This window comes from bacterium, from assembly GCA_028820935.1.
GTDB lineage: Bacteria > Actinomycetota > Acidimicrobiia > Spongiisociales > Spongiisociaceae > Spongiisocius.
The window spans coordinates 19,213-43,055 of sequence record JAPPHZ010000047.1 but is presented as its reverse complement, the minus strand read 5'-3'; the positions used below and the strand labels follow the sequence as shown (position 1 = coordinate 43,055).

General features: G+C 64.6%; 18 protein-coding genes. All 18 read right to left on the bottom strand.

Annotated elements, in window-relative coordinates:
- Window positions 1-114: 114 nt before the first annotated feature.
- The 18 genes from OXM57_14365 to OXM57_14280 all read right to left on the bottom strand — a co-directional run bounded on the left by OXM57_14365 (window position 115) and on the right by OXM57_14280 (window position 23,830).
- Window positions 115-1,245: a hypothetical protein gene (locus tag OXM57_14365; GenBank protein MDE0353863.1), complete on the bottom strand. Its 1,131-nt coding sequence runs from the start codon at window positions 1,243-1,245 to the stop codon at window positions 115-117.
- Window positions 1,246-1,304: 59 nt separating this feature from the next.
- On the bottom strand, window positions 1,305-1,646 hold the full coding sequence (locus OXM57_14360) for a hypothetical protein (GenBank protein ID MDE0353862.1): 342 nt from the start codon (window positions 1,644-1,646) through the stop codon (window positions 1,305-1,307).
- Between the two features lie 9 nt (window positions 1,647-1,655).
- Window positions 1,656-1,976, bottom strand: a complete 321-nt coding sequence (locus OXM57_14355) for a hypothetical protein (protein MDE0353861.1) — start codon at window positions 1,974-1,976, stop codon at window positions 1,656-1,658.
- 1 nt (window position 1,977) lies between these two features.
- Entirely contained in the window at window positions 1,978-2,415 is a 438-nt protein-coding gene (locus tag OXM57_14350; protein MDE0353860.1) for a hypothetical protein, read from the bottom strand.
- 31 nt (window positions 2,416-2,446) lie between these two features.
- Window positions 2,447-2,656 (bottom strand): hypothetical protein, encoded by a 210-nt coding sequence (locus tag OXM57_14345; protein ID MDE0353859.1) that lies wholly within the window; start codon window positions 2,654-2,656, stop codon window positions 2,447-2,449.
- 29 nt (window positions 2,657-2,685) lie between these two features.
- A complete protein-coding gene (locus OXM57_14340; protein MDE0353858.1) occupies window positions 2,686-3,417 on the bottom strand; it encodes a hypothetical protein in 732 nt (243 codons plus the stop codon).
- Window positions 3,418-3,424: 7 nt separating this feature from the next.
- Window positions 3,425-4,237: a hypothetical protein gene (locus tag OXM57_14335; GenBank protein ID MDE0353857.1), complete on the bottom strand. Its 813-nt coding sequence runs from the start codon at window positions 4,235-4,237 to the stop codon at window positions 3,425-3,427.
- Complete coding sequence (locus tag OXM57_14330; protein MDE0353856.1) at window positions 4,234-5,766, bottom strand: ATPase, T2SS/T4P/T4SS family; 1,533 nt, start codon at window positions 5,764-5,766, stop codon at window positions 4,234-4,236. Before OXM57_14330 ends, OXM57_14335 begins: the two co-directional genes overlap by 4 nt.
- Before the next feature lie 18 nt (window positions 5,767-5,784).
- Complete coding sequence (locus OXM57_14325) at window positions 5,785-6,357, bottom strand: hypothetical protein (protein MDE0353855.1); 573 nt, start codon at window positions 6,355-6,357, stop codon at window positions 5,785-5,787.
- 1,556 nt (window positions 6,358-7,913) lie between these two features.
- Window positions 7,914-9,317, bottom strand: a complete 1,404-nt coding sequence (locus OXM57_14320) for a hypothetical protein (protein ID MDE0353854.1) — start codon at window positions 9,315-9,317, stop codon at window positions 7,914-7,916.
- Between the two features lie 1,395 nt (window positions 9,318-10,712).
- Window positions 10,713-11,435, bottom strand: coding sequence for a hypothetical protein (locus tag OXM57_14315; GenBank protein MDE0353853.1), 723 nt, complete (start codon window positions 11,433-11,435; stop codon window positions 10,713-10,715).
- Window positions 11,432-12,868: a zincin-like metallopeptidase domain-containing protein gene (locus OXM57_14310; protein MDE0353852.1), complete on the bottom strand. Its 1,437-nt coding sequence runs from the start codon at window positions 12,866-12,868 to the stop codon at window positions 11,432-11,434. Before OXM57_14310 ends, OXM57_14315 begins: the two co-directional genes overlap by 4 nt.
- Window positions 12,865-14,982, bottom strand: a complete 2,118-nt coding sequence (locus OXM57_14305) for a type IV secretory system conjugative DNA transfer family protein (GenBank protein ID MDE0353851.1) — start codon at window positions 14,980-14,982, stop codon at window positions 12,865-12,867. Before OXM57_14305 ends, OXM57_14310 begins: the two co-directional genes overlap by 4 nt.
- On the bottom strand, window positions 14,979-16,682 hold the full coding sequence (locus OXM57_14300; protein MDE0353850.1) for a hypothetical protein: 1,704 nt from the start codon (window positions 16,680-16,682) through the stop codon (window positions 14,979-14,981). The genes OXM57_14305 and OXM57_14300 overlap by 4 nt, the downstream gene beginning before the upstream one ends.
- A gap of 4 nt (window positions 16,683-16,686) precedes the next feature.
- Window positions 16,687-18,789, bottom strand: coding sequence for a hypothetical protein (locus OXM57_14295; GenBank protein ID MDE0353849.1), 2,103 nt, complete (start codon window positions 18,787-18,789; stop codon window positions 16,687-16,689).
- 35 nt (window positions 18,790-18,824) lie between these two features.
- A complete protein-coding gene (locus OXM57_14290) occupies window positions 18,825-21,299 on the bottom strand; it encodes an ATP-binding protein (GenBank protein ID MDE0353848.1) in 2,475 nt (824 codons plus the stop codon).
- Window positions 21,300-21,628: 329 nt separating this feature from the next.
- Window positions 21,629-22,636 carry a hypothetical protein gene (locus OXM57_14285; protein MDE0353847.1) on the bottom strand — a complete coding sequence of 336 codons (1,008 nt, stop codon included), beginning with the start codon at window positions 22,634-22,636 and terminating at the stop codon, window positions 21,629-21,631.
- Between the two features lie 168 nt (window positions 22,637-22,804).
- Window positions 22,805-23,830 (bottom strand): zincin-like metallopeptidase domain-containing protein, encoded by a 1,026-nt coding sequence (locus OXM57_14280; GenBank protein MDE0353846.1) that lies wholly within the window; start codon window positions 23,828-23,830, stop codon window positions 22,805-22,807.
- Window positions 23,831-23,843 lie beyond the last annotated feature (13 nt).

Genomic DNA, 23,843 nt, shown 5'->3' with positions numbered 1-23,843 from the left:
TGACATTTTGTTGGACCGGTTCCACCCACCCGTTTGTCTGTGGGGGACCGGCTCGGATTGAGCGGCCCGGCGAAGAGACCCCCTTTCCGGGCGGGACGCCCACGCAGGAATCGCCTACCCCGCGCCTCGGTTGGTCCTCTGCTTCGATTCCTCTCCTGGCTGCTGCGCTTTCTCTGTGATGTTGTGGAGAGCCGACGTGAACACTTCGTTGTGGGGCCACCGTTCCCGGGCTGCCTCCAGCGTTTCCATCGCGGCCGTCCGCAGGGAGCGGCGGAGGGTCCACATTTCGCTTGTGATCCAGTCGGCATCCAATCCCGGTAGCGGAGTTCGTATGGTGGCGGCCACGGTGGCCGCGGCCTCCTCTTTGCCTGTCTTGACAGCTCCGATCAACAACCCAAGGTCAGTGGTGGCGTACTTGCCCCATTTGTACTTTGCCGTGCCTGCACGCTGCAACCATCCCTCTTTCTCCAACCTCCACAACAGGCTCCGGACGCGATCCCTTCTGATCCGACACACTTGGGCAACGTCGGCGTTCTCGATTGCTTCGTTGTGCATCGCGAACAGTAGGACCACGCTGGCCCGTTCCTCCCGCATGTTGGGGTTCTCCTTGAACAGCCGGAAAATCTTGACTTCCGGTCCGGCGGGCGCGGACTTTTTGGGCGGCAACACGACCGTGGTGGACGGCATCGACGAGACGGCCCTTTTTCCCGCCGCCACCATTTCGTTGTCCGAGGCGCTCACCAGACGCTCCATCTCGGCCTTGGCTTTCTCCGATGAGGGGACGGCGTCGCCGGTGCCCGCGGGGGGATCCACCTCCCCGGTTTCCTCCGATACGGTCGCCGGCGGCGGGGCGGGACCTCCCAACATCCCCGGAACAGCCATGGGCGGTCCGGGCGGCGCCAGGTCAGCGTCGGCGAAGCGTTCCAGGAGACGTTGCTGGCCTATGAACCGCCATGCCTCGGCGCCCGGAGGAGAAAGCCGCACCGTTGGGATCGCCAGGTTCATCCCCCCGCTGTGCGGTCGCCACGGCCTTAGCCTGACCGACAGCCGCACGGCCAGCACCAAGCTGGGCAGGCACATCACCAGCGCCACGGTGATCACCAGGCTTACGACTTCCTCCGAGATCTGCCCGCCCAGCAGGACCTCCCAGGCGGCCTGCACATGTCGCCACTCCGACACCATCCAACCCCGGCGCCACAGCATCAGAGCAAGAGTCACAACCAGCGCCAGCCACCCGATGGCCATCCCCCATCGCCATGTCTCCCGCCGCCCAGCCGGTGTCCGCAGCCGTCGCTGGGTGTACGTCAGACGCACGGTGCGATCACCGCCCTCAGATCAATCACCGTCGCGGTGGCAAACGACCTCTCGTATGTGGCTTGCACTGGTGACAGTCCCACCCACAACCGCGGTTCCCAGTGGTGGGACACCGTAACTTTCATCTTCTGATCGGCAGTCGCGCACACCCGGTCGTCGGCGGTGCAATCGTTTCCCGCCACCACACAGTGCTCGGCCAGGTCGGAAGCGACCCGTTCCGCCCGGTCTCGCACAATGTCGGTGTGTTGCACAAACCGGGCGTAGTCGCCCAACATCGAGGCCAGCAGCAACGCCGCCTGTGCTATCACCAGCGCCAGCAAGCTAGTCCCCATCTTCGCTCCTCACGGTCCAGCCGGGTACAACGCCGTTGCCCGGCTGGTAGCGCACGTCACCACCGCGGCAACCTGCTCGGCGTTGTTCCACTGTCTCGGCAACTGCACCGTCTGGTTGGAACACACCCCGAACAGCGCCCGCGCAACTGCCTCCTCCGCCGATGCCTGCGCGGCGGCCCGACCCGGATGGGCCGCGGCCGCTTCCGCCGCTCGCTCGGCCGCGGCCAACACCCTCCCGTCCACGATCGACTTGGTGCCGACCAAATGCAACATCGCCACGCACAGCACCACCACTCCCAGCACTTTCAACAGTCCCAGTGCCTCGCTCATGTCACTCCGATACGAAGGTGCCGCAGGGGGGAGGTTCCCCGAAGGGGTCAACCCCCACCGGCGCACAGCTCGTCGCCCCCGCGGGCAACATTCTTCGCGCCCCCCGGGCCACAGTCCGCACCGTGACACCCACCCAACATTCGGTCGGGTGAGCGATTACTTCAACCGCGGTCACGTTCACCTGCCGCAAGGCGCCGGCCAGGCCCAACGCGGTCAACACGGCGGCTTCCTCGGCCGGGGCCCACAACGCATCCCCCTCCGTGCAGTCCCACGCGCGGTCGCTGTCACTCCGTAGCACCTTCACGGCCGCAGCCGCCGAGGCGGACGCCGCACCAGCAGACGCGGACCGGGCAAGTTCCCGGAAGAACACCGAGAACAGCATCCCCAACAGCACCATCATCGCCGTTCCCATCTTCAGGAAACCCAGCCACTCGCTCAAGGGCCGCTATCTCCTGATAGGACCGTCCGGATCAGGCACAGGGCGGAGTGTTGGCCGCGGTCCATGTGCCACCCGCCAGTTCGCAGGTGGTCTCGTTGGTGATAAGGGACAGGTCCACACCCTGGTCCACGTCTATGTCCTCGCCCATCGCATTCACTATGCCCCAGACAACCGCTCCAACCATTGCTCCTATCGCCAACACCAGCAGCACCCTTTGCAGGACACCTAACCAACCACTCATATATCTGCTCCTTTCTGATTTGGTTTACTTCAGAACGCAAAGGTGGCGGACACGACCGCCAACATCACCACTCCAACGGCGATCAGCACCGCCGAGGCCGCAGCACTTTCCATGGACCTTCCCAGCCGCTCCACCTCCTCCAGCCGCGTTGACGCCAGCTCACTCACCACCTCGGCCAGCACCTCGTCTATCTGCTCCGTAGCACGCCCGCCAGACCTGTCGATGGTTGACAACTGCGCCACCATCGCCTCGGCGGGGGAACCTCGCAGCAGTTTCTCCACCGCATACAAAGGGTCCTTTCCGCTGCTCAACGCCCGGCTGATCGCCGATTTCACCGGCCCGAAAGCACGATCCGGGACCTTCTCCGCCGCCTCCACCACCGCCGACTGCAGGGGATCGGCAGAGCCGGATGCCAACCTCACCCCCCGAAGCCACTTCAACAGTGCCCGATCCCGGGCCGGCCCGAACCCACCGAGCACACCCGCCCGCAGGGTCGCCACCACCAATCGCATCAGCCAGTTCACGGCCGCCACCAGCCACACCAGCGCCGGGCCTATCCCGACCACCACCCACAGCACACCCCCCACTCCCACACCGATCGTCACCGCCAACGCCCACCCCACCGCGGTTATGCGCCCGGGCGGCCAACCCATAGCCGTCAACGCCTCAGCATCCCGCACTGCCCGCGAAGGCACCAGCACCACAGTCCCCACCCCTGCCACCATCAGTCCGGCAACAGCCCACGCTTCCCAAGGAACCATCTCGCGTTCAAGTCCTCAGAAACGCGGTAGCAGCACCCGCCGCACGCTTGGCGTTCAGGCTTGCCATCACCGCGGCCGCCAGCACGATCCTTGCCCCCGGTCCCGCGATCCAGGTACCCACCTCCGGGTACAGCCACCCCGCCGCCGCCACCGTCGCAGCACCCGCCACGAGCATGAACATCGCCGACGGCATCTTCGCCGCCACCTGCTTACGCAACTCCCGCAGAATCTCCGCCTCCTGCACAGTCTCCGACCGCAGGATCCGCACCGCGTCCGCCCATCTTCCTCCCCCCGTCGATGCCTTCACAACGATCATCCCCAGCCACGCCGCCGCCGGCACGTTGACCCCCCTCACGAACGTCCCCGCAGCAGCCACAATCCCCCGCCGGCTGACTGTGTCCCCCAACTCCGCAGCGGCCTCGGTCACCGGACCGGACACCAACGGTCCCGCCTCCCGAACAGCCTCCTCCACTGTGCCCGCGGTCCTCGCCTGGCCCGCCAGCACCGTGGTGAAACCGGCCAACGAAGCCACCATGCTCACACTGCGGCGGATCTCCCGGGCCGCCTGCCACATCGCCACGCACCCCCACGTCACCACCCCGACTGCCAAGGCCAACTCGACCGACTGCCACCACCACAACCCCGCCACAATCACGGCGGCGGGAACCCCGTACACCTCCACCACGCTACGTAACTGGCCCCGGGCCCGCATCCGCCCCACTTCAGTGGGCACATGAGCCACCGGACCAGAAGGCCTCCACACCACGGCCACGACCACCAGCACCACCGCCGCCACGACCACCCAGGCCCGAAGGTTCACAACGCCACCCCCACCGACTCGTAAAGGTCCGCTATCCGCCCCTCCGGTTTCCCGGTCGGAACCGCCCACCGACCCCCCGGGTGCCACTTCCACAACCCCCGGGTGCGGATAAGCCCCGACCGCTCGTCGATACCCAGCACCTGAGTCACATCCGCCACCACCCGCTCGTTCTGCTCGTTAAGGCCCATCCACACCAACAAATCCACCCCATTGGCGATCTGACGCCTCGCATACCTCTCCGTCGCTCCCTCGCTGGTGGCATACTGCACCAGTTTCTGCAACATCCCCGCCCCCGGTGGACTGTGAATGGTCGCCAAACACCCCACCCAGCCCGACGAAAACGTGTCCAACATGGCCTCTGTCCCCTCCCCGCGGATCTCCCCCACGACCACCTTGCTGCTGTTGGCCCGCTTCGCCGCCCGAATGTGATCGGCCATTGAAAACACCGCGACGCCCTCTTGGTTCTCGTCCCTCGTGAACCGGGCGATCGTGTTCTCATGGATCCCATACTCCGACAGCATCAACTCCTTGGTGTCCTCGATCGTGTCGATCCGCTCCGACTCCGCAACCTCCCCACAAATGCACTGCACAATCGTGGTCTTCCCCCCGCTCGGCGGCGACGCCACCATCACATTCGCCCGCACGTCACCGGCTGCCGCCCCCACCAACAACGACAACAACCCCTCATCGGCAACCTCCAGCTCAGACAGAGTCTTGGTGCCGCCCATGTTGTAACGCAACACCGCATTGGTCGGGCTGCTAACAAACCCCTCCCCATGCAACCTCCACTGAGGCGCCAACTGCACATCCAACATCGGCCGCATCGGCGAGAACAGCTTCTTCGACCCGCCATGCGACGCCACCGTCCTCAAAGTTTCCAACAGGTCCGCATCCGTCGGAAACGGCGACGGCCGCTTCTCCCGATCCCCGTTCGCAAACAACACATACATACTTTGCGAACCTCGGATCTGTATCTCCTCGACACCCTTCTCGGCAATCAACTCGTGGAACGGCTCACTAGCCGCCACCACCGCCCCCCGCCGACGTTTCCGCCCGTCCGCTTCGTCCAACCGATGAGACTCCGCCGCCTTCCAAGCCAACCATTTCCGCACCCGCCGGATCTTCCGCAACTCCCTTTTGGTCCCCTCTGCCGAAACGGACAACACCCACGACGCCGCCACTTGAATCTTGATCTGTGTCTCGTCCACTGCCTCGTCGGTTACCATCACCACCCCCAGTTCCACCCTCCCACCAGCCCCCTGCAACCCCAACAGCTTCCGGATCCCAACCGGAGGCTGCGTGGTCACCGCCACCACCCCCATCGCTTCGGCAGCTGTCTGCCCCAACCTCTGATTCGGCGCATCCGAAAACGCCCCCACAATCTCCGCCGACGCCAATGGATCCGGACTGTCCCACCCCAACCCCACATCACCGCCCAACACCCGCGCCGCCGACCTCACCATCTCCGTATGCACCCAGGTCGCCACCCCCTTCGACTCCAACGCCCGATCAAACACCACGAACAGCACCAGCCACCGACCCCTAACTCAGCAGCCCGGCCAGCCCACCGCCGGCGACTCCCAAATCGCCAAAGTCTCCAGCCCCTCCTCCCCCACCAATCGGGCCACCATATCCGCATCCACTTCCAACGTCACAGCACCCGGATCCACCGCCCGCAGCTCCGCAATCAGCACAGCACACCCGCCCGCCTGCCGCCCGAACACCGCCAGGTCACCAGCCCGAGGGCCCGAACCGGCCCACAGCGACGCATCCACCGGGAACCGCATCAAAGTCGTCCATTCATTCTCGGTCGCCGCTTTCTCCTCCACCAACACCGCCGCGGGCACCACCACCCCATCCGGCAACGCCACCGACGACACCGCCCCGCCCGACAGCATCTCCCGCGTAGCGAACAGCGGCGCCAACGACTCCGGCACCGGCACAACCACAAACTCGCCCACCTCCCCGGCACGCCATTCCCCGATCGTCACGGCCACATCCACCGTCGGTTCCTCATCAACCGTCCCCAGCAACCAAATGGAAACCACGCCCGCCACCAACGTCGCCGCGATCCACGCCCACTGGGCGGGAGCCAATCCCAAAACCCGCGACTCCAACATCTACTCATCACCTCCAAACCCTGTGGTGGTCCGCTCCCAGTCCGAATAGTCCACCAACCTTCGCACCATCGACACCCCCGAATGCAACCTCACCACATCTCTGCTCAACCCGCCGTCATCGGTTGTCTCCACCCGGGCATACAGCGACCACTCCCAAACCGCCGTATAAGGCACAAAGAATGCACACTCCCCCTCCGGATCCGCCTCATCTACATCACACCACCGCGAAGGATCAGGATGGGCTTTTTCCAACGCCTCCCACCGATCCCGCGTCTCCTGCTGTTCGGCAGAAGACATCAGATTCCACCTGTCCACCCAATCCGGGGCCACTGACCCGATCTTCAACCGCTCCGCATATGACCACGGTTTCAACGAATTCCACCTCGACCACGTCTTGACCGGATACCACCAACACCCACCGTCATCCTCAACTGCCGCCGCCGTTGCCGCACCATCAGCCACAGGCCACACCGGCGGCTCCGCCGACGAAGGCGACGAAATCTTATCCGACGCGATAAACCAAAACGAACCGCCCGCTTGAGGTGGCTCATCACCAGCCCACACCGCCCCCACCGACCCGTCATTCGGAAACGAGGTCCCCCACCCCACCAAATCGCCGACCAAATCCCGCAACTCCTGCTCCTGAATCGGTGACAAACCACTCGAACACACCAACGGAACCGCGGTTGTGCTCGGCGTCTGGGTGGTGGTTGTGGTTGGACAGGGAGCCACAGTGCCCGTCACATGCGACCCGCCAGAGTGATACGTGTAGGTCTGCGCCGCCGTCGAACACGCCGGACGCGGAGGATGATCCGGGTGACACCCCGACCCGAACCGATGGGTGCCCCCCGCACAGGTCACAGGATCGGGATCAGGGTCAGGGTCAGGGTCAGGTTCAGGGTTGCAGGGCGTCCCCTCCACCCACACATGGGTATGTCCCGAATGCACGTAATACCCGCCGCAGGTCGGCACCTGGTGGGGAGCGAAACATCCCCCACCCGGGCCGGGGTGATAATGCAGATTCCCCGTACACCGATCCCGAGGAGGAGACGGAGGGGTCGTGGTGATCGTCGTAGTGGAAGAGGTGCTGGTGGTAGTTGTTCCCTCGGTAGTCGTTGGGGCGCCGGTTGTAGTGGTCGGGCACGTGGCGGTATGAGGGATCACGCTGCCATCCGGGCAGGTCTGCGTCTGGGAGTGCGGCACGTATTCCCGACAGTTCGACCCCGGCCCGCCAGCCCAAAACCCCGAACAGGCAAGCCGCGTCTGAGTGAGGATATTCGAACAGGCTGGATCCGCGCCCGGGGTGCAGGGCACCTGAACAGTCCTGACCCTCCACTTTTCGCACTGGCCGTACCAGTCGTATGAAAGGCATTCGCGGCGTTCCTCGGGTTTGGTCCCAACATATGTAGTGGTCTGGGTGACCGTTCCTCGCCGGGTTCGGGTATCAGCCTCGGACTGTTTGGGTGATGGGAGAAGCACCAGGGCAACCGCGGCCGCCAGCACCAGACCCGCGGACCAGAGAATGGCGCGGTGGAGGTGGCGGACCTGAGCTGGGCTCACGAGGGAGGCACCCCCAGATACTCGCCCCCAAGGCGGTAAAGGCCCCGGTCCAGCCGGTACAACTCGTTCGGATCATCGCCCGATCGGGGGTCAACGTAGTACAGGCGGGTGTTGGGTGGCGGGATGAACTGGTCAAAGAACCGCGAATCGGGGAAATGGGGGGTGGGATCGTCGGGACACTGCAGCGTGTGCTCGGAGACATAATCAGGGAAGTTCGGGATGGTGTGGTCCAGTTTGTGGCAGAACTCTCGGTATGACTGCCGCCAAGTGCCGTCCGCGGTGCGCACCATCAACGTCTCGAACCAGGAGGTGGGGCCGCCGATTCGGAACTCCCCCCGAAGGCGGTCCGGTGGCACATCCAGGCCTTGGGCGGCGCGCCATTCGTAGTAGCGAATCGCCGCCTGCCGTTCTTCCTCGGTCAGGTCCCGCACGGGCCAAACCGACCGCCATTCGAGCAGGATCATTGACGCTTGCGCAAACCCGCCCCGCCACCTGACGGCACTTGTCTCAATCGTTTTCGTCGCCCGGCCGACGTCTCCCATCCCCGAAGCTATGAACGGGTCCTGTATGTTGTCCACTGCCGCCAACAAGTCGGCAAGGACATGACCGTCCCGAACGGCGGCCATCCGCTGCTCAAGCGTGCCTGACTCAGCGTACTCGAGGGCGGTCTGGACCGCTTTGAGGGTGCAAGGGTCCTCGACCGGTTGGTTCTTCCGCCACAGTTGCTCCACCGGTGGGCAGTCCCGCCCCAAAGCCTGAGCGGTCTCAGGGAATCGCGGGTCAGTGAAAGGAGTGGTGGGCCGGATCGGAGGCCCGGGCGGAAACTCGACATCCCATTCCGCCGACCAAGAACCATCGGTGCGGATTACAGGCACTATCATCGCCTCCCCGAGGGGAAAGGTGAGGGTGACCCCTATCCGGTTCGGGTACTCGACCCAGGCCACGTCGTACCGAAACGGGTAGTAGATTCCCCCACCCTTCTGCAAATGGACGTCATGGACAGTTTGGATCGCCTGCCAGAACGTCTCCCGCTCCGTTGCGCTGTCCTCGCGGAGAGCGTGATAGAAGCGGTAAAAACGGTAGGTTCCCCAGTCTCGCTCGCTTTCATTCAGATGCCAATCGTCCGCACCCAGAGAGCGCGGATCGACCAGCGCCACGGCTTCGTCGATGAGACCGGGCCGCCACCACTGGACAACCACCTCGTCGGCGCCCGCGGTTCCCGCTCCATCCCCACTCCGGTGTGGCTCCTCCCCGCCTTGTTTCTGGTCGTGGGACTGCACCGATTCGGAATGGGGATCCTGCGCGGTGGGAAGGGGTCCGCATTCGCCGGTGTCCTCGTCCCAGGCGCCCCCGCCGGCCTCGCAGGAACCGGGGTTGGGCAGGTCCTCGACCACAACCATGGCGGCATCCTGCACTTCCTCCGGCGTTTCTGGCGGGTCATCCGTGTGGACAGGATGACAGCCCTGGTCGTGAGAATAGGCACTCTCGGGACAGTCAGCCGGGCCGCTACCGGGATCGAGATCGACCGTTTCGAGCGCGACGGTGGCCGGCGGCAGAAGCTCCGGCATCGCCCCAGTCGAAGTGGTAACCGCTTCCGGCGGGACAGTGTCGACCGACGGGCCGGTCCGGTTACTGCAAGCCGCCGCCATGAAAACCAATAAGGCCGCGTACCAGACGATGCTCTGAGGCCGGTTCCTTCCTTTTCCCTGGTCCACTTTCCTCCACGGGTGCTCCAATACTCCCCACGACCCGCAGCCGTTCCGGTCAGAAACGCGTGTCCGCCGACCCCACGCCCACCGGAGATGCTGACCGCCAACCCCAGAAAAAACGGCAGATACCCGATCCACAATTCCTCTCCTTTTCACGTCGTATACGTCAGGGAACCACACATGGTAGTCGAACATATGTTCGATTGTCAAATCTTTAGGGGAACAGCTTTCCCGCGATGGGCCCCTGCGCACCGCCGCCGGTGCTCACTCACCCATACGGAGAAGAGTGGGATGGTCATTTGGAGGTTCACGCCATGTGACAACTCGACCCCTCCCCGACTCACTATCTAGGTCAAACCGGTGTTGCAGTCCCTCTCCCCCACCGGGTGGCGCCGTCCTTCAACCAAATCACACATCCCCCCGGTTCGCGTCTGGTGGTAAAGTACGTCGTATAGTGACGGAAAAGAGCATCCAGAGGATCTCTGTGGAAGATCAGCGGCTGTTGGATGCCCAGGCAGCTCGCATAGACCAACGCGGTCCCTACGACCGCCACGATCCCACGTTTTGGGTGCCTCATCAGCAGGACAGGGGCAGGATGGTGTCGTTCGACACTTTGACAGCCACGGTTGATGAAATTATTGCCCGATGTGGCTATCCCGAGAGCGAACGGGAGCGACTGGTTCGTGACCATCGCGATGCTGCCGCTCGGTTTCTGCAACACTACGAGGGGCCTATCGAAGGCCCTGTTCCTCTCTTAGGAGACAACCCGCTGGCGGTTGCCTAAGTGCCGGCGGCCTACTGGCCCACACGGACCCTTCCCGACGAGAATTTCGGGTTTGCCGCTTCGGTTTGGAAGAACGGTGTCGATGAGGGGGATCTTTGGTATGTTCTGTCGCTTCCTATCTACCGTCTGGACCGGATCAGGTTCGGGGCCCGCGACGAGTTGGACCGTCGCTACGGCAGCAGGAGCACTATCGCTGAAGCGTACACCCGTGATGGGCACCGGCTGGAAGTGGGACTACGCCGGGACACCAGGTTCGAGGAGGAGGTGTGCTTAGTGTTCCATGCCCGTTACCTCTGATTGGCCTATGGGTTGGATTCGGGAGGTTGGTAGGCGACGGCGGTTACGGTCCAGCGGCCGGTTTGGTCTTTGTGGACGGCGATGTAGGTTCGGTATGGGCGGGGTCGGCTGTTGAGGTCGGTGTCGGGTGAAGCAGTGTATTCGATGGTGATGACTTGGACGGGGCTATTGGGAACGGGCATTGGATTAAGAGCGCCGGTGATCTCGTAGTTGCTGTACTTGACGGGGAGAGGCTGTGCCTGGTATTTGGTGCTTGTCCACCGGTCGGTGGGTTGGCCGGTGAGCCAGGCGCGGAGGAACCCGGTCGCGGTGGCCCAGCGTGCGTCTTCGGCGGTAACTGGGTCTGGGGTTGGTAGTTGTGGCCAGTCCTGGGTGGCTGGAGCGGCGGCGGGCCGAGGAGGGTAGGGCGTGTGCCATGTTGTGCCGTTGTGCTCGGCTGTGATCTCTACATGTTCACCTGTGGTCGGGTATCGGGCGGTGACGACTACGCTGTGGGCGCCGAGTTGGCGGACCTGGACCAGGGTGGGTGTTTCTTGCTGCCAGGCTGTCAGGTGGGCCATGGCGATGGCGGCGGCGTTGATGGTGGAGGCGTCGCCGCCGGCGAGTCCGGTTGTGATGGTGGACGGGGAGCTGCATCTGGCGAACGCCAGGACGCCGATCAAAACCACGACGGAGATCGCGACGGCTCGGAGCACGCGGCGCAGTCGGTCGCTGGATGTGGTGCTCATAGGTGCATGGCCTGATCGTTCTGGGGTGGTTGGATTTCGCGGGGTGCGATTCCCAGCAGGCGCCCGATGTGGTGGGCTCCTTCGGTGGGGTCGTCGTTGTCGGCGATGACCTGTTCCAGCATCCACTTCGCTACTCGGAGGCGTTCTTCCCGGGAGGCATGGCCGGGGGCGGCGGATGGTGGGCGCTGGCAGTGTTCGGCGGGAAGGTCGAGGAGGTCTGCGATGGTTTGCGAGGCGGTTTCGTCGTCGCCGTTGTCGGCGGCCACCCGTTCCATGATCCACCATGCAACTGTGCGGCGGTCGTGATCGTTGGATTCTTCGTCAGGTGCCGTGGCGGCGGACGCCATCTCGGTGACCGGCTCGGGTTTTGGTTCGGTTGGGGTGGTGAGCGGCGGCGAGGAGTGGGTTTTGCGGGTGAACACCCTTACCCGGCGGCGTCGCCTTCGGGGTCTTTTGGTCTTCGGCCGGCCGGCTTTGGGGGCTGGTGGGTTGGACGGTTCGTGGTCGGACGTTGGTTCGGTGGCTGTTGGCTGGTGTCGGGACGTTTGGGGAATGGGGTTCAGGCCGTTTCTGATCATCTGCGCGGCGGCGCAGGCCGATGCGACCGTTTCGCTGATGACGCGCCCGCCCGTGCTGCCTTGCAGTTGTGACACCCATGCGTGTCGTGTGCTCTGATTCTCCTGCCCCGGGTGGTAGTGCAGTCCCAGAGAGTTGGTCAGCAGCAGTCCCCCGAATTCTCCGACCAACTGTTGTAGGGCTTGCTGTCGGCTGGTGGCCTTGCGGACTTGCCGGTTAAGTCGGGAGGGATGGCCGGTCCAGTGGATGTGTTCCCGGGCCAGGGTCGAGACCCAGTGGTCGAGGCCGGCTGTCATGTCCGATGTGGGTATGGTGATTCGATCCGTGGTTAGCGAGTAGTACGGTTGGGCACCGGTTTCGATGGCGGCGCCCAACCCGGCGAACATTTCGCTTATCTGGTCGGCGGTGAAGGCTGGTGGCGCTGTCTGGAAGCGGGGATGGGTGGCCGGTGGCTGGTCGCTTCCGGTGGCGGTGTAATGAAAGACGGTGGAAGTCCGGAAGCCCCGGATGGTGGCTTTGCCGCACCCGTCGTCGCAGGCGGGGTCGTCCCAGCAGGTTGTTTCTGATGGCACAACTATGGCAATGCCGGGACGGTCGGGTTCCACGTCGATCCCGGCCCTGCGCCAGTCCCGTTTGGTAGCCCACGCTCCCACCTTGTGTGCTTCGGCGTAGGCGGCGTTGGACAACAGGAGACGGTTGACGCCACGGTAAATCTCGTGGGTGATCGGGTTGTGGGGTGTGGCTTCGCCGGTGACGCTCCACGGTCGGGTCCAGGTGTTGGGGTTGGTCTCGATGGATATGGCGATTGCGCTCGCCAACTCCTGCCCTACGGCACCTGGACTGTTCTGCTCTGTCATAGTTCGTATCCCCCTACGCTGTCGTATTCGATACTCGGTGGTTCCCCGTAATGCGATTCGGTTTCACCCGCCCACCGCCAACATTCGTCCCCGTCTTCGTCGAATCGGTACTGCACGTCCGGGTGGACTTCCGACCGGTGCCCTCCCCCATCAGAGGGCAGCGGGTCTTCCGCGGTGGCTTGCGACCGTGCGTAGGCTTCGGCGTTGCGGTCGGCGATCGGTACCGGCAGGAAGGGCCCTTCCGCTGGGTCCTGGGTGGTTGGGTTGGGAACGGTGATCGGTTCGATTGTCAACTGTTCGGCTTGGCACATTTCCTGTAGGTCGAACCCCCCGAAAGCCCCCTCCGTTTCAGAGGGACCGTTGAATACGGCGGTCTCCCCTCCTGGAGTTGGCCTCGTTGGTGGCGTTGGGGTCGGGGGACTCCCATTCCGCTCGGGCTTCTCTCCCAGAGGGTTAAGCCACCGTTGTGGTTTCACCAGGCGCAGATCGAATGGATCCATGTCTCCGGCCAGGACTCTGCCCCGCCCGGGTTTGATCTTCCGCCAACTTGCTGGGTCGGTGTGCTTGTTGTCGTCGTCGGGTTTGCCGCTCAGCGTGGCCCACGCCTGGAGCTGGCTGGCGTCGGAGCTGCCCCCGAGTTGTATTTTGGTGGGATGGTTCCCGATGATGGTGGTGGCGTTGTCTCTCCCCCACCCGGCCACCAGCTGCGACAGTTCCTGGAGCCCAGTGAGCACCTGACCGTGAGACCGGATGGTGGAGAGCACTTGCGGGAAGTCTTTCAGCCGGGCCAGGTTGGCCAACTCGTCCAGAGCAAACAGGGGCCGCGGGGGTTCCTCTCCCGCCGGCGGGTGATGGGTTTCGGTGAGGTGAAATAGGTGTCGCAGAACGGCGGCGAACACCGCCTGGTGGGTTCCCTGGCTCAGGTGATCGGCTATCAGATAGAGGGTGTCCTGACTGTCGGCGGTGGTGACGGTGGTGGGCAGGGACGGCGCGTCGGGGTTCTCGGCGGTGAAGGTCAGGGCGTTGGCGACCTCGAGGATGGAGACCTCTACGCTTCCCAATAGTTTGGGGTCCTTGGCGGCCATTTCCCGGAGCCGTTTCATACTCAACTTTCCTTGGGCGCTGAGTTGGTCCGGGTCGATCTCCTTTTGGCGGAATTCGACCAGGTTGGCCAGCCAGTTTTGAGCGTCATATAGGGAGTGGCCTGTTTCGGCGGCCACCAGCAGCACCTGGGAGATGACCTGGTGGCTGAGTCTTGCCCACAGGCCCGCCGAGCCTGCCTGGTGCGCGGACGACTGGGAGGAAAGGAACTGTGCCAGCAGATCGGCGTTCTCCCTTGTGGCTCCCACTTCGTTGAGGATCGCCACGGGATCCCAAACGACTGGTGTTATTCCCAGTTCCTGCATCCACGGCCACAGCCGTCCGGTGGGTTCGTAGCCGAAGACCCGGCCCTTGGGCTGCCGATGCGGCAGGGTTAACTCGGCCAGATCCGTCTTGACCGAGGTAGCCACTACCGGACCCGGCCAATGGGCAATGTTCGGGCCGATGACGTGGCGGGTCTTGCCCGATCCCGTCGGGCCTATCACCAGACCGGGCAGACCGTCCACCGCGACGGTCACCTTGCCGCGGCGATAACGGGGATGGCCCAGCAGCAGCCCGGCGCCCGGTCGGGTCGGCGAGTAGGGCGGTTTGATCGGCCAATCCCTAAGACGTACCTCCTTCATGCGCCGCGCTTTCGGCTTTCCCTTCGGTAACGGCAGGTCGGCTTGCCACCACTCCCACACCGCCATTCCCGTGCCGCACAGCGCCACTGCCACGGTGGTGGCTATCCCCCACAGCCATCCCGCCGCCGCCACCGCGTGCGCGTGGCCGCCCAACAGCCAAGCCTCATCGAGCCGATGACCCAGCGACAGCATGGCCCACACCAGACCCAACATGTCCGCGGGTGATGCCCACCCGGCGTCAGCGCCGACAACGAAGGTCCCAAGCCACAAAGCGGCGGTCAACACCACATATCCGAACAGGAGACCACCAGGTATCAGAACCCACCACTCGACACCTCCCCACTCGAACAATCTCGGGTGGGCCCTCTGGGACCTAGAAGACCCTCTCATGTCCTGCAACTTTCATACAATGCCCTCTCCAACCGATCCGTCTCGGCCCGGGCCTCGGCAGCCAGCACCGCCAACTCCAGCCTCTCGTTCACTACCCTCTCGGCCAGCGCGTCGGCGGCCAACCGGACGGCCCTCGCTTGCCACGCCTTGATGTCTCGATCCAACTGGCCCGGGGTTACCGCCCGGTCCGCCGACCATAGGCCGAATAGCCGCTGCAGGCAGGCGTCCCTCCCCTCGGGACTGACAAGCCGCAAAGCCACCTCCCCTTCCGCCGAGGCTATACCCACCCCTGCCGGTGCCTTTCCGGTTCGGTGCTCTGTGGCCACGCCGCACACCGACCAAGTCCACCCCTCGCCGTCCACCACAATCACACAACCGGACCTCCCGTCGACCCTGACGGTGCCCTCCGTCGGGGCGAACACCCACTGCCCGGGAACAGTCGGTAACACCACCATGTCGCCGGGTGCGGTCCAGCTGCCGTCCACCATCGGAACATGCGCCGAGAACCAGGCGGGCGGCGCGGCCCTGGAGGGCTGCGGCGGCGGCCGCAGAGCCACCGGCCAACTCAACTCTCCCCCACTGTTCGGCAGCGGCGCCACGCGCACATACCGGGCCGCCTCCCCCAGCACAGCCACACCTAGGTCGGCGAACCGGACCGGACCGGCGAACCCCACTTTCCGCAGACCATCCCATTGGCCAACCCAGTCGGTCCCGCGGTCCGCCGTCCAAACGCATCCCCCGTCACCGGCGCACACCACCTCCACATCTTCCAGGAACTCTCCCCGACCGAGGCGATGCAAGAACGCCCGCAATGCGGGTTGGGGCGACCCGTCGCCGCTGATGTCGGCGACCGGTCCCAACGGTGGCACATACGCCAACGGCGCACCCGCCGGGAACCGCGGCGTCGTCTCCGCCGGTAATTCAGCGTTTACGAACTCGGCGTAGAACCCCAGCACATCCCTCACATACTCCTCCGACCGGTTATAAGCAAACAGCGCCTGCACTCGGTCCCGGGACGATCCCCCGGCGACGCACAGGTAATAGGCAGCCGACGCGGCAGCGTCCCACACGTTATGAGGGCTCACGATCCCATCCCCGTTGCCGTCAATGCCATGCGACGCCACGGTCTGAGGCAGAAGCTGCATAGGCCCCACCGCCCGATCCCACTCCTCCGTCAAATCCCAACGCCCACCGTCGCTGTCGCTAACAGTTAGCCACTGCGGGTTGGACCCATCCAACATCGGACCAAAAAACCACGGGCTGGTATCCCCGAACGCGTCGATCTCAACACCGGACGCATGAGCCGATTCCACCCTCCCGACTGCCGCCACCAGCCGCCAGTCGGTCTGCATCCACGGTGCCGCCATCGGTTCGCCGCTCAACGCCACCTCCCCGGACGGTAAACACCACACCCTCGACGATGCCTGATAGGCGACCCACAGGCGAGGCGGGACCCCAAACGCCAGCCCGGCTGTCCCATTCCACCGGGACGTTCCATTGAGCGGCTCGCCATCGAACAGTACCAGCCCCAGGGTTCCAATGACCACCGCAAACACCGCCACCAGGCGGCGCAACCAGCGGCTGCGCAGCACCGACCACACCAACCGCCCCGCAGAAACCACATCCCCATGGAACGCTCGGAACGCATCCGTCCCGGCCGCAGCCGCCGCCGTGGCCCGATGGTGCCTTTTGCTACCCATGGCGCTAAACGAGTTCCTCGCCTCTCGGTTCCTCCTCATACACACGGTCGGGAGGAAACTCCAGCGACGGGGGCGGCGGTGGCAGAGGGGCGGGGGAAGCACCTGCCGGCGTAGCGGAAACCGGCCCACTGGGGGGACGTTCGGAAGAGCGTGCGGTGGTGGGAGGGTCGGCGTCGGGTGTTTGCCCGGTAGGTGTCTGCCCGGTCGACGGGGGAATGGCAGCTTTACCGGCGGATGGGCTGTTGGCCCAGTCGTACACAGCCCGGGCACCAACCGAAAGGGGGGTAGTGGCCTTCTTGGCGCCGCCGCTCAGGAGTCTCACCGCGCCGCTGGCCATCCCAATACCCGCCGCCGCGGCCAGGCCGGGTCCCCTGGTTCCTGCAGGGCCGAGCGGTCCTTTGGTCATATCCAACAAGCCGCTACCGGCAGGCAGTTTTTCTCCCGCCTGGGCCGCCGCGACCTTCAGGTTGGACCGGGAGGCGCTGACGGCACGGTAGGCTGCCAGCGCACCAGTGGTCTTCTGCCCCACTTTCCCGGCGGTCTTGGCGGCACCCACTACACCTTGGGCGGGCAGCATGTGAGCCCGGATCGCGCTACCGGCTAGGCCGCCGGCGACGCCGCCCGCCACCGCCGGGGCGACTCCACCACCACCGCCGGGGGTGCCCGCCGTGGCGACCTTGCCCGCCAGGGTCGCCGACACTTTGGCTCTTGCCTTCGGCACCAGCTTCCGCAGACGGAACGCCCCGACCGCGATCAACATGAACACCATGAACCGTTCCAGCAGCGCCAGGTCGGCGAAGTTCTCGGCCACTGCGGTCGTCACCAGGAGGATCAGGCGAAGAAACAGCACTCCGATTCCCAAGCCGGTAATGCCCTGCAAAAGCATGGTCAGCCACGATGCCGCCACGTTCCTGCCGAATCCCGGGAACCCCACCAGCACCGCTGCTACCGGCAACACCGCGAACGCCGCTGCCATCAACACCTCGGACAGCATCGCCATCCCGGCGGTAGACAGGATCAACAGAGCGATCATTGTCTGCCCGACAGTGACCACGCCCACCGCGAACGCCCGCTCCAGCGACGCCGAAGCGTTAAACAATGCCAGTTCATGCCCGCCCGGGCATTGAGATATCCGATCCCGCGGATAGGTGCTGTCGACACCGCCGACTCGGACCAGGATGTCCACACCTGCCCTTATCTCACAGTCCCCTGACAGTTCCCGCCCGAAGTTCAGCTGCTCCCACGGCACATGCACGGCGGCGTCGAGGAGGGGAGCCATCATCGTCGGTGTATCTATCTGCCCCGGCCGTGTGGTGGCGGAACCGTCGCCGATCTTCAGCACCTCCGCGACCAGCGCCGACGAGGTTGCCTGGGCACCCTGGTAGTAGCCGTTGTAGTTGGCGAGAACAAACCCACCAACGGCCAGGGCCACCAGCGAGAACGCCACACCGCCGGCAGCCGTGGCCCACTGCTGGCGCACCAACCCCCACCCTCCTGCCACACCCATGGCGGTCACCGCCACCCATCGAAGCTGCATCCCTTGCACAATGTCCCTATCCAGGACCTCGCTGATACTGGAGGGTATGGACCCGATGATGTCACTCAGCCGCCCGGCCGCCACGAAGTCAAAAGCCCAAACTCCCAAACGCAGCAGCACCGTGGCCAGAAACCACATCCCAGAGATAAAGGTGCCGAGGAACTTCCGCCACATTGACAGGATCCATCCGCCGTCGTAATACATCTGGTAACGGGTCAGAGCGAACCCCGGCGTGGTTACCGCCACGCTCCCGCTTCCCAGCCAGTCCCCTCCGAGATTGGACAGGCTCATGCCTTGGGGGATCTTCCGATCACAATCGCTGACGAAGTAGTCCAGATTGAAGGTGGCATCGGCGGGGTTGGGAAGGTCAAAGTTGAACGTCGACGAGCCGATATTGGTGGTGGCAGGCTGCCCAGCCATTCGCTGGCAGTCCAATACTTCATTCATCAAGTCGGCCTTCGCCTGCTCCACCTTCGCTGCCCACTCCGCCAACGTCTCCTCCGGCTGGTTGGGCTGTTGCGGTTCCTGCGCCACGGCCAGCCCCGCCCCGACCCCAACCAGCACAACCACCGCCAAGGCTGCTCCGAGAAGCCACTGTGGACGGTTCACGACACCGCCGCCGACCGCTCGGACGCCGCGGGGGTCGTGTCGATCGCCGCTGCCAGCCGCGGGTCGGCAGGAAGCAACACGTCGACCAGACCGTTCCTGCCGTAAACATCACGCCACATCATCACACCCGTCGGCAGGGACATGAGAGCCGGTGTTGCTAGGTCGGGGTCGATCCCCGCCAGCTTGGCTGCGGCCTGTCCCGCGGACTCTGTCTCGACACCAAACACGGCGAAGTATCCCAACAATTCGGCCAACTCGGCAGAGGCATAAAAGTCCGAAGGGGACTGGGTGGCCAACAGCACAGCAGCGTTGTGCTTCCGCCCGTCACGGATCGATTCCACCACCACACTCCGGGATCTCACATCGTCCAACACCGACCATGCCTCATCCAACAGCAGGGCCCCGTACCGCTCCGGGGGAGCGATTACCGCCCGGGCCACCAACATCAAACCCAGCACTACCGCCGTCGCTGCCACCTCCGAGGGGGTATCAGGCGTCTCCACGAGCGACAGCCCGGGGGCATGCAACACGATCAGGTCGGCAGTGAGGTCGGCAGGTGGGCGTCGTGGATCAAACAGCGCACCACCGATCTGGTCGGCTGCCAGCACCTCCACCAAATCCACGATCCGCGACCAGCCCCCACCTTCAGGCGCCCCTGTTGCGGCCTCCCGAACCATCGACAACAGCGGGACACCGTGCCGCTCCGACGCCATTCGAGCTATCGCCGACGCCACCTTGGAGCGGGGATCCAGCCCGGCCGCATAAGACAAAAGCTTCACTGCCGTCTTAGCCGCCAACTCCCGGTCGGGTATGGCCCGCATCGGGTCGATGCTCCCAGCCGCAGGATCAGTCACATTGATCACTTCCACGGAGATCTCCGGAGAGAGCCCGGCGATCGCCTTACCGAATTCCACATACTCGCCGGTGCCATTGTCCATATTGCTTCGATCCACCACCACAACCCGGCCGCCGGCGGCCAGCGCCGTCCACAGCACCCTTTTGGCGAAGACCGACTTGCCGGACCCTAACTTCCCCGCGATTCCCATCGAGGGTGAGCGGGGGTGGCCACCCACCGACTGTGCCCGTGGACCCAGGGTGGGGTCGAACAACACCGGTACCGGAACGCCACGATCGTCCATCATCCCCAACAACGCTCCCCGGGGATCTCCCAACTGCGACTGAAGGCACGGGCCCAGGCCTGCCAAACCATCAGCCATGACATACTGTCGATAATCCCTAGCGACCGGCCCCAGGACCCGTTGCGGAGCCCACCACCGCCGCGCGGCGACCTGATCACCTGAAGGCACACCCAAAGTCACCTGAACCGATGCGGCCAGGCCTCGCAACCCCTCAACCCTGCGCCTCAATCGCTCCCCGGCTGCCACTACATCTTCGCCATCCACCCGGACCGCAGTAGCCAACGCCACCGAGATCACCAACTCGTCGGAGTTCTGTCTCTCGGCCAACGCCCTCCGCTGGGTCTCCACCAACTCGTGGGCCAAGTCCAGTTCCGGCGGCGGGCCGGCTGGATCCCCCGCAAACTGGGCATATTCCGAGGTCAGTCGTCGCGCCTGATTGCGGGTCTTCGCAGCCGCCACCGAATGCGGCACCACCGAAACATCCACACACCACTCCCAAGGAGCATCCAACTTGTCCAACCTCCACAACAGCTCTCCGCCGCCGGGCAACCGCCAGGCGTTCGGCAACTGGGCCACCACGGCCGTGGTGTGCGCCACCCTCCCATCAAACGGCATCGCCGCCACCGCCACCCCCCGGATCGGTTCCGCCCACATAGCCTCTCCCAGCCGCCAGGCAGATCCGCCGTCCACCATCCCATTGCCGATCATCACCCCACCGGGCTTGGGCACCGGCAGCAAATGGGGCAAGTCGTCGTCGGGCTCCGGTGGGGGAACGAACGCAGACCCCCGAGGGATACGCTCCAACAACTCCATCACCTCGCCGGTAGTCGCCGGTCGCAGCCCCACCGCATTGGCGGCCCTGGCAACCGTCGCCTCCGCCCCCCGGGCCATGGCCTCCCTGTCCACCCAACTCGCCCGGGCGGGTGCCGCCAACCCCAACATCCGTTGCACTCGATGCGCATATCGCGCCACCGGCCCCGCCGGTTCAGCCGTTACATCGCCCTCCACCCAAAGCCAAAACCTACGTTCTGTCAACTCCATCCCCCGTGATAACCGCTTCCGCTCCGCCTCTATCTCTACCCGCCACGACTCACGGTCGGACGTGGCGGCCATACGCGCCGCCACAGTGTCCGCGTCCACGGTAGCCAGCGTGGACACCAACCGCCACCGCCGGGCCGTCACCGACTCGACCAGTCGTTCGACCGCATCCAGCGACCCCAACGCGGCTTGGGTGTCCAGCAACATCCCATAATGTGGCGACCCGACCGCGAACACCATCCAAGCCGAATGATCTCTCCCGACCACCACATTGTCTACTACGGCATCAGCCATGCGATGTGCCAACCGCTTCCACACCCGCCGCCGCAAACGCCACCGGAGCCACCCGGCCACGCCTGTCACCATCGACCGCTCGTCGACCCGCGTTCGTCGCAATGACCGCCCGAGCAGCAAGGTAGCCCCTACCACAACCAACGCCAACAGAACATGCACCCCCGACCTCAGCATCCACAACGCCGCCAGACAGCCCACCGCCCCAACACAGAACTGGGCAATAGTGAACGTCCAGGGAAGGCTCAAACCCGGTAGGCGGCCTATTTCGCTAGGCCGCCTGCGGGCCTGTGTGAACACTCGAACGACACGCACCACGCGTTCCCCGCCGTTCAGGAACCGTCGGGAGTGCCGTACTGCAGGTTCCCGACGTTGCCGACCCGCGGAGCGTCAGGATTGAACTCCGCCGATGTCGCATCGGCAAAGAAGTACATGTTCACAGCAAGACCAACCGCCACAGCACCGAGGGCTATCGCGCCTAGCAGCGCCGGCATTGATTTCGTTTTCATAAACACCACAATCCCACCGACGATCGCAGCCAACCCGATCACCGCCACGGCGGCCTTGAAGCCATCGCTAACAAGCTCCGTGAAGATGTCGAATATCCCACGCTGGGCCGGTGTGGCCTGTGCCAAGACAAATAGGGTCAACATTTTGCTTTCTTCCTTTCTCTGCTCTAAGTTCCGGCCGGCCACTATCAGCCGGTCACCGTCAAACAGGTTCCCGGTGACAGCCCCAGCTCTCGCCAGTCGACGCCGAAAGACACTCACCCTGCCGTCGCTACGAACCGACGATGCATCCAACCAACCGCCGTTAGCCACAGCGGCCGCGGTGACCTGCCGGGCCGTCCCTCCCATTGACACCCCGCTGACAGTCCCCACCTCAACCGGTTGGGGACGGCTCTCCGAGGCCCGCACGGAAAACTCCGCCGCCGCCAACAAATCATCGAACCCATCCACCGGACCTTGATCCGTCGTCGCTTCGGTGCGGGATGGGGGGTCCGGGTCTTCACCGGTTTCGGTCCGCCCGGTTTCGGTTGGGCTGTCGGTGGGGAGGACCAGGGTCGCCAGGCGGATCCGCGCCAGGTAGGTAGGTGCGCCGAACCCGTTGGTTGCGGTAGTGTCCTCCGTGGAGACGGGACCCGGGGCTTCGCTGGTTTCGGTCCGTCCGGTCAAGGTGGTGGAGACCGTCGAGGTTGGGCGTTGCAACTTGCCCACGGAGGTGGGCGGGTCATTGTCAGGGGAACCGGCAGCGCCGCATGGGTATTTCAGGTCAGCGACCTCGGCTATCAGATGCTCGAAGGGACGGCTGCTGAAGGTCGTTCCGCTGTGCATGGCCACCACTATGCAACAGGCGTTTCCTCGACCGTTCGCAGACCGTTCGCATGAGCGTTCGCAAACCGTTCGTTTCGGTGTTGACCTGGGCAAACGCCATGACCCAAGGTGAGGGTGCGCCGGGCGCATCGAGTGCCTTCCTTCGAGGTTCTGGGCCGGTCAGGCAGCCGGGGGTTACAAGCTGAGACCGCGGGCTGCCACGGTCTCGGTGCGGGCCGGTTGGGGGAGGACGTTGGTTGGTTTCTGCTGGGCGACGATCACCTCGGTTGCGGGGGTGGTGCGTCCTTGTTCCAGTCCTCGTTGGATGCCGTTCACGATCCAAGCGGCCGCTTTGGTGGCTTGGGATGAGGCAGTGAGCATGATCGCCGCGCCGTTGTCGCCTTTGAGTGCCTTGGTCCAAGAGGTGAGGTAGGCAGCGTGCTGGGGGGGTGGTTCGTGTTCCATTCCGAGGGCGTTGCAGATGATGACCGACCCGAGTTCGGCTGTAAGTTCCTCGAAGGCCCGTTCCTCCCGGCTGGGGATCGTGGATTCGTCGAAGCGGTTGAGGCGGGAGGGATGGCCGGTCCAGTGGGCGTATTCGTGGGCCATGGTCGAGGCGTAGCCGCCGACGTCGAAGAACTGCTCTGGCTTGGGCATCCGGATACGGTCGGTCTCCGGGGTGTAGCAGGCCTCGTCGCCGCCGTATTCGCGGGTCGCTCCCAGGGTGTCGAACATCCTGTCGATCTCTTCATGCTCAAAGGAAGCGTGCTCTACGGCCGTGAACCGTGGGTCTTGTGGGACTTCGCCGTCCACCTGGGTGTGGTGAAAAACGGTATGGGTAGTGATTCCGACTAGGCGGCGGGAGTTGCCGCACAGGTCACCGTCCCGGCACTTCCTGTCCTTACAGCAGCGGGTGAACATGGGCCGGATGATGTAGACGCCGTGCATCCCGCGGCGTACCTGGCATTCGACCTGTTGCCATTGACGGTATGTGGCCCAGGCGTTCGGGTCGTCGCCGAAGGTCACACCGGCCACGGTCAGCACCCACCGGTTTATGCCGTTGTAGATCACTTCGGAGACGGGGTTGTGGGGGGTTGCGGCACCGAGGGCGCTCCACGGTTGGGTCCACCGGCTTGGGTTGCTCTCCATGGCTGTGGCCATGGCCTGGGCCACTTCGGTGGCTACCGCCTGGACTCTGTCGATGCGCTTTGTGCTGGCCAAATTTGTCCTCCTC

Bases quoted from the DNA above. Each gene is read 5' to 3' on its own strand.
- OXM57_14355 (MDE0353861.1), bottom strand. From the start codon at position 1,976: ATGAGCGAGGCACTGGGACTGTTGAAAGTGCTGGGAGTGGTGGTGCTG.
- OXM57_14315 (MDE0353853.1), bottom strand. From the start codon at position 11,435: ATGAGCACCACATCCAGCGACCGACTGCGCCGCGTGCTCCGAGCCGTC.
- OXM57_14345 (MDE0353859.1), bottom strand. From the start codon at position 2,656: ATGAGTGGTTGGTTAGGTGTCCTGCAAAGGGTGCTGCTGGTGTTGGCG.
- OXM57_14325 (MDE0353855.1), bottom strand. From the start codon at position 6,357: ATGTTGGAGTCGCGGGTTTTGGGATTGGCTCCCGCCCAGTGGGCGTGG.
- OXM57_14320 (MDE0353854.1), bottom strand. From the start codon at position 9,317: ATGGTTGTGGTCGAGGACCTGCCCAACCCCGGTTCCTGCGAGGCCGGC.
- OXM57_14300 (MDE0353850.1), bottom strand. From the start codon at position 16,682: ATGGGTAGCAAAAGGCACCATCGGGCCACGGCGGCGGCTGCGGCCGGG.
- OXM57_14310 (MDE0353852.1), bottom strand. From the start codon at position 12,868: ATGACAGAGCAGAACAGTCCAGGTGCCGTAGGGCAGGAGTTGGCGAGC.
- OXM57_14340 (MDE0353858.1), bottom strand. From the start codon at position 3,417: ATGGTTCCTTGGGAAGCGTGGGCTGTTGCCGGACTGATGGTGGCAGGG.
- OXM57_14305 (MDE0353851.1), bottom strand. From the start codon at position 14,982: ATGAGAGGGTCTTCTAGGTCCCAGAGGGCCCACCCGAGATTGTTCGAG.
- OXM57_14365 (MDE0353863.1), bottom strand. From the start codon at position 1,245: ATGGCCATCGGGTGGCTGGCGCTGGTTGTGACTCTTGCTCTGATGCTG.
- OXM57_14360 (MDE0353862.1), bottom strand. From the start codon at position 1,646: ATGGGGACTAGCTTGCTGGCGCTGGTGATAGCACAGGCGGCGTTGCTG.
- OXM57_14290 (MDE0353848.1), bottom strand. From the start codon at position 21,299: ATGGCTGATGCCGTAGTAGACAATGTGGTGGTCGGGAGAGATCATTCG.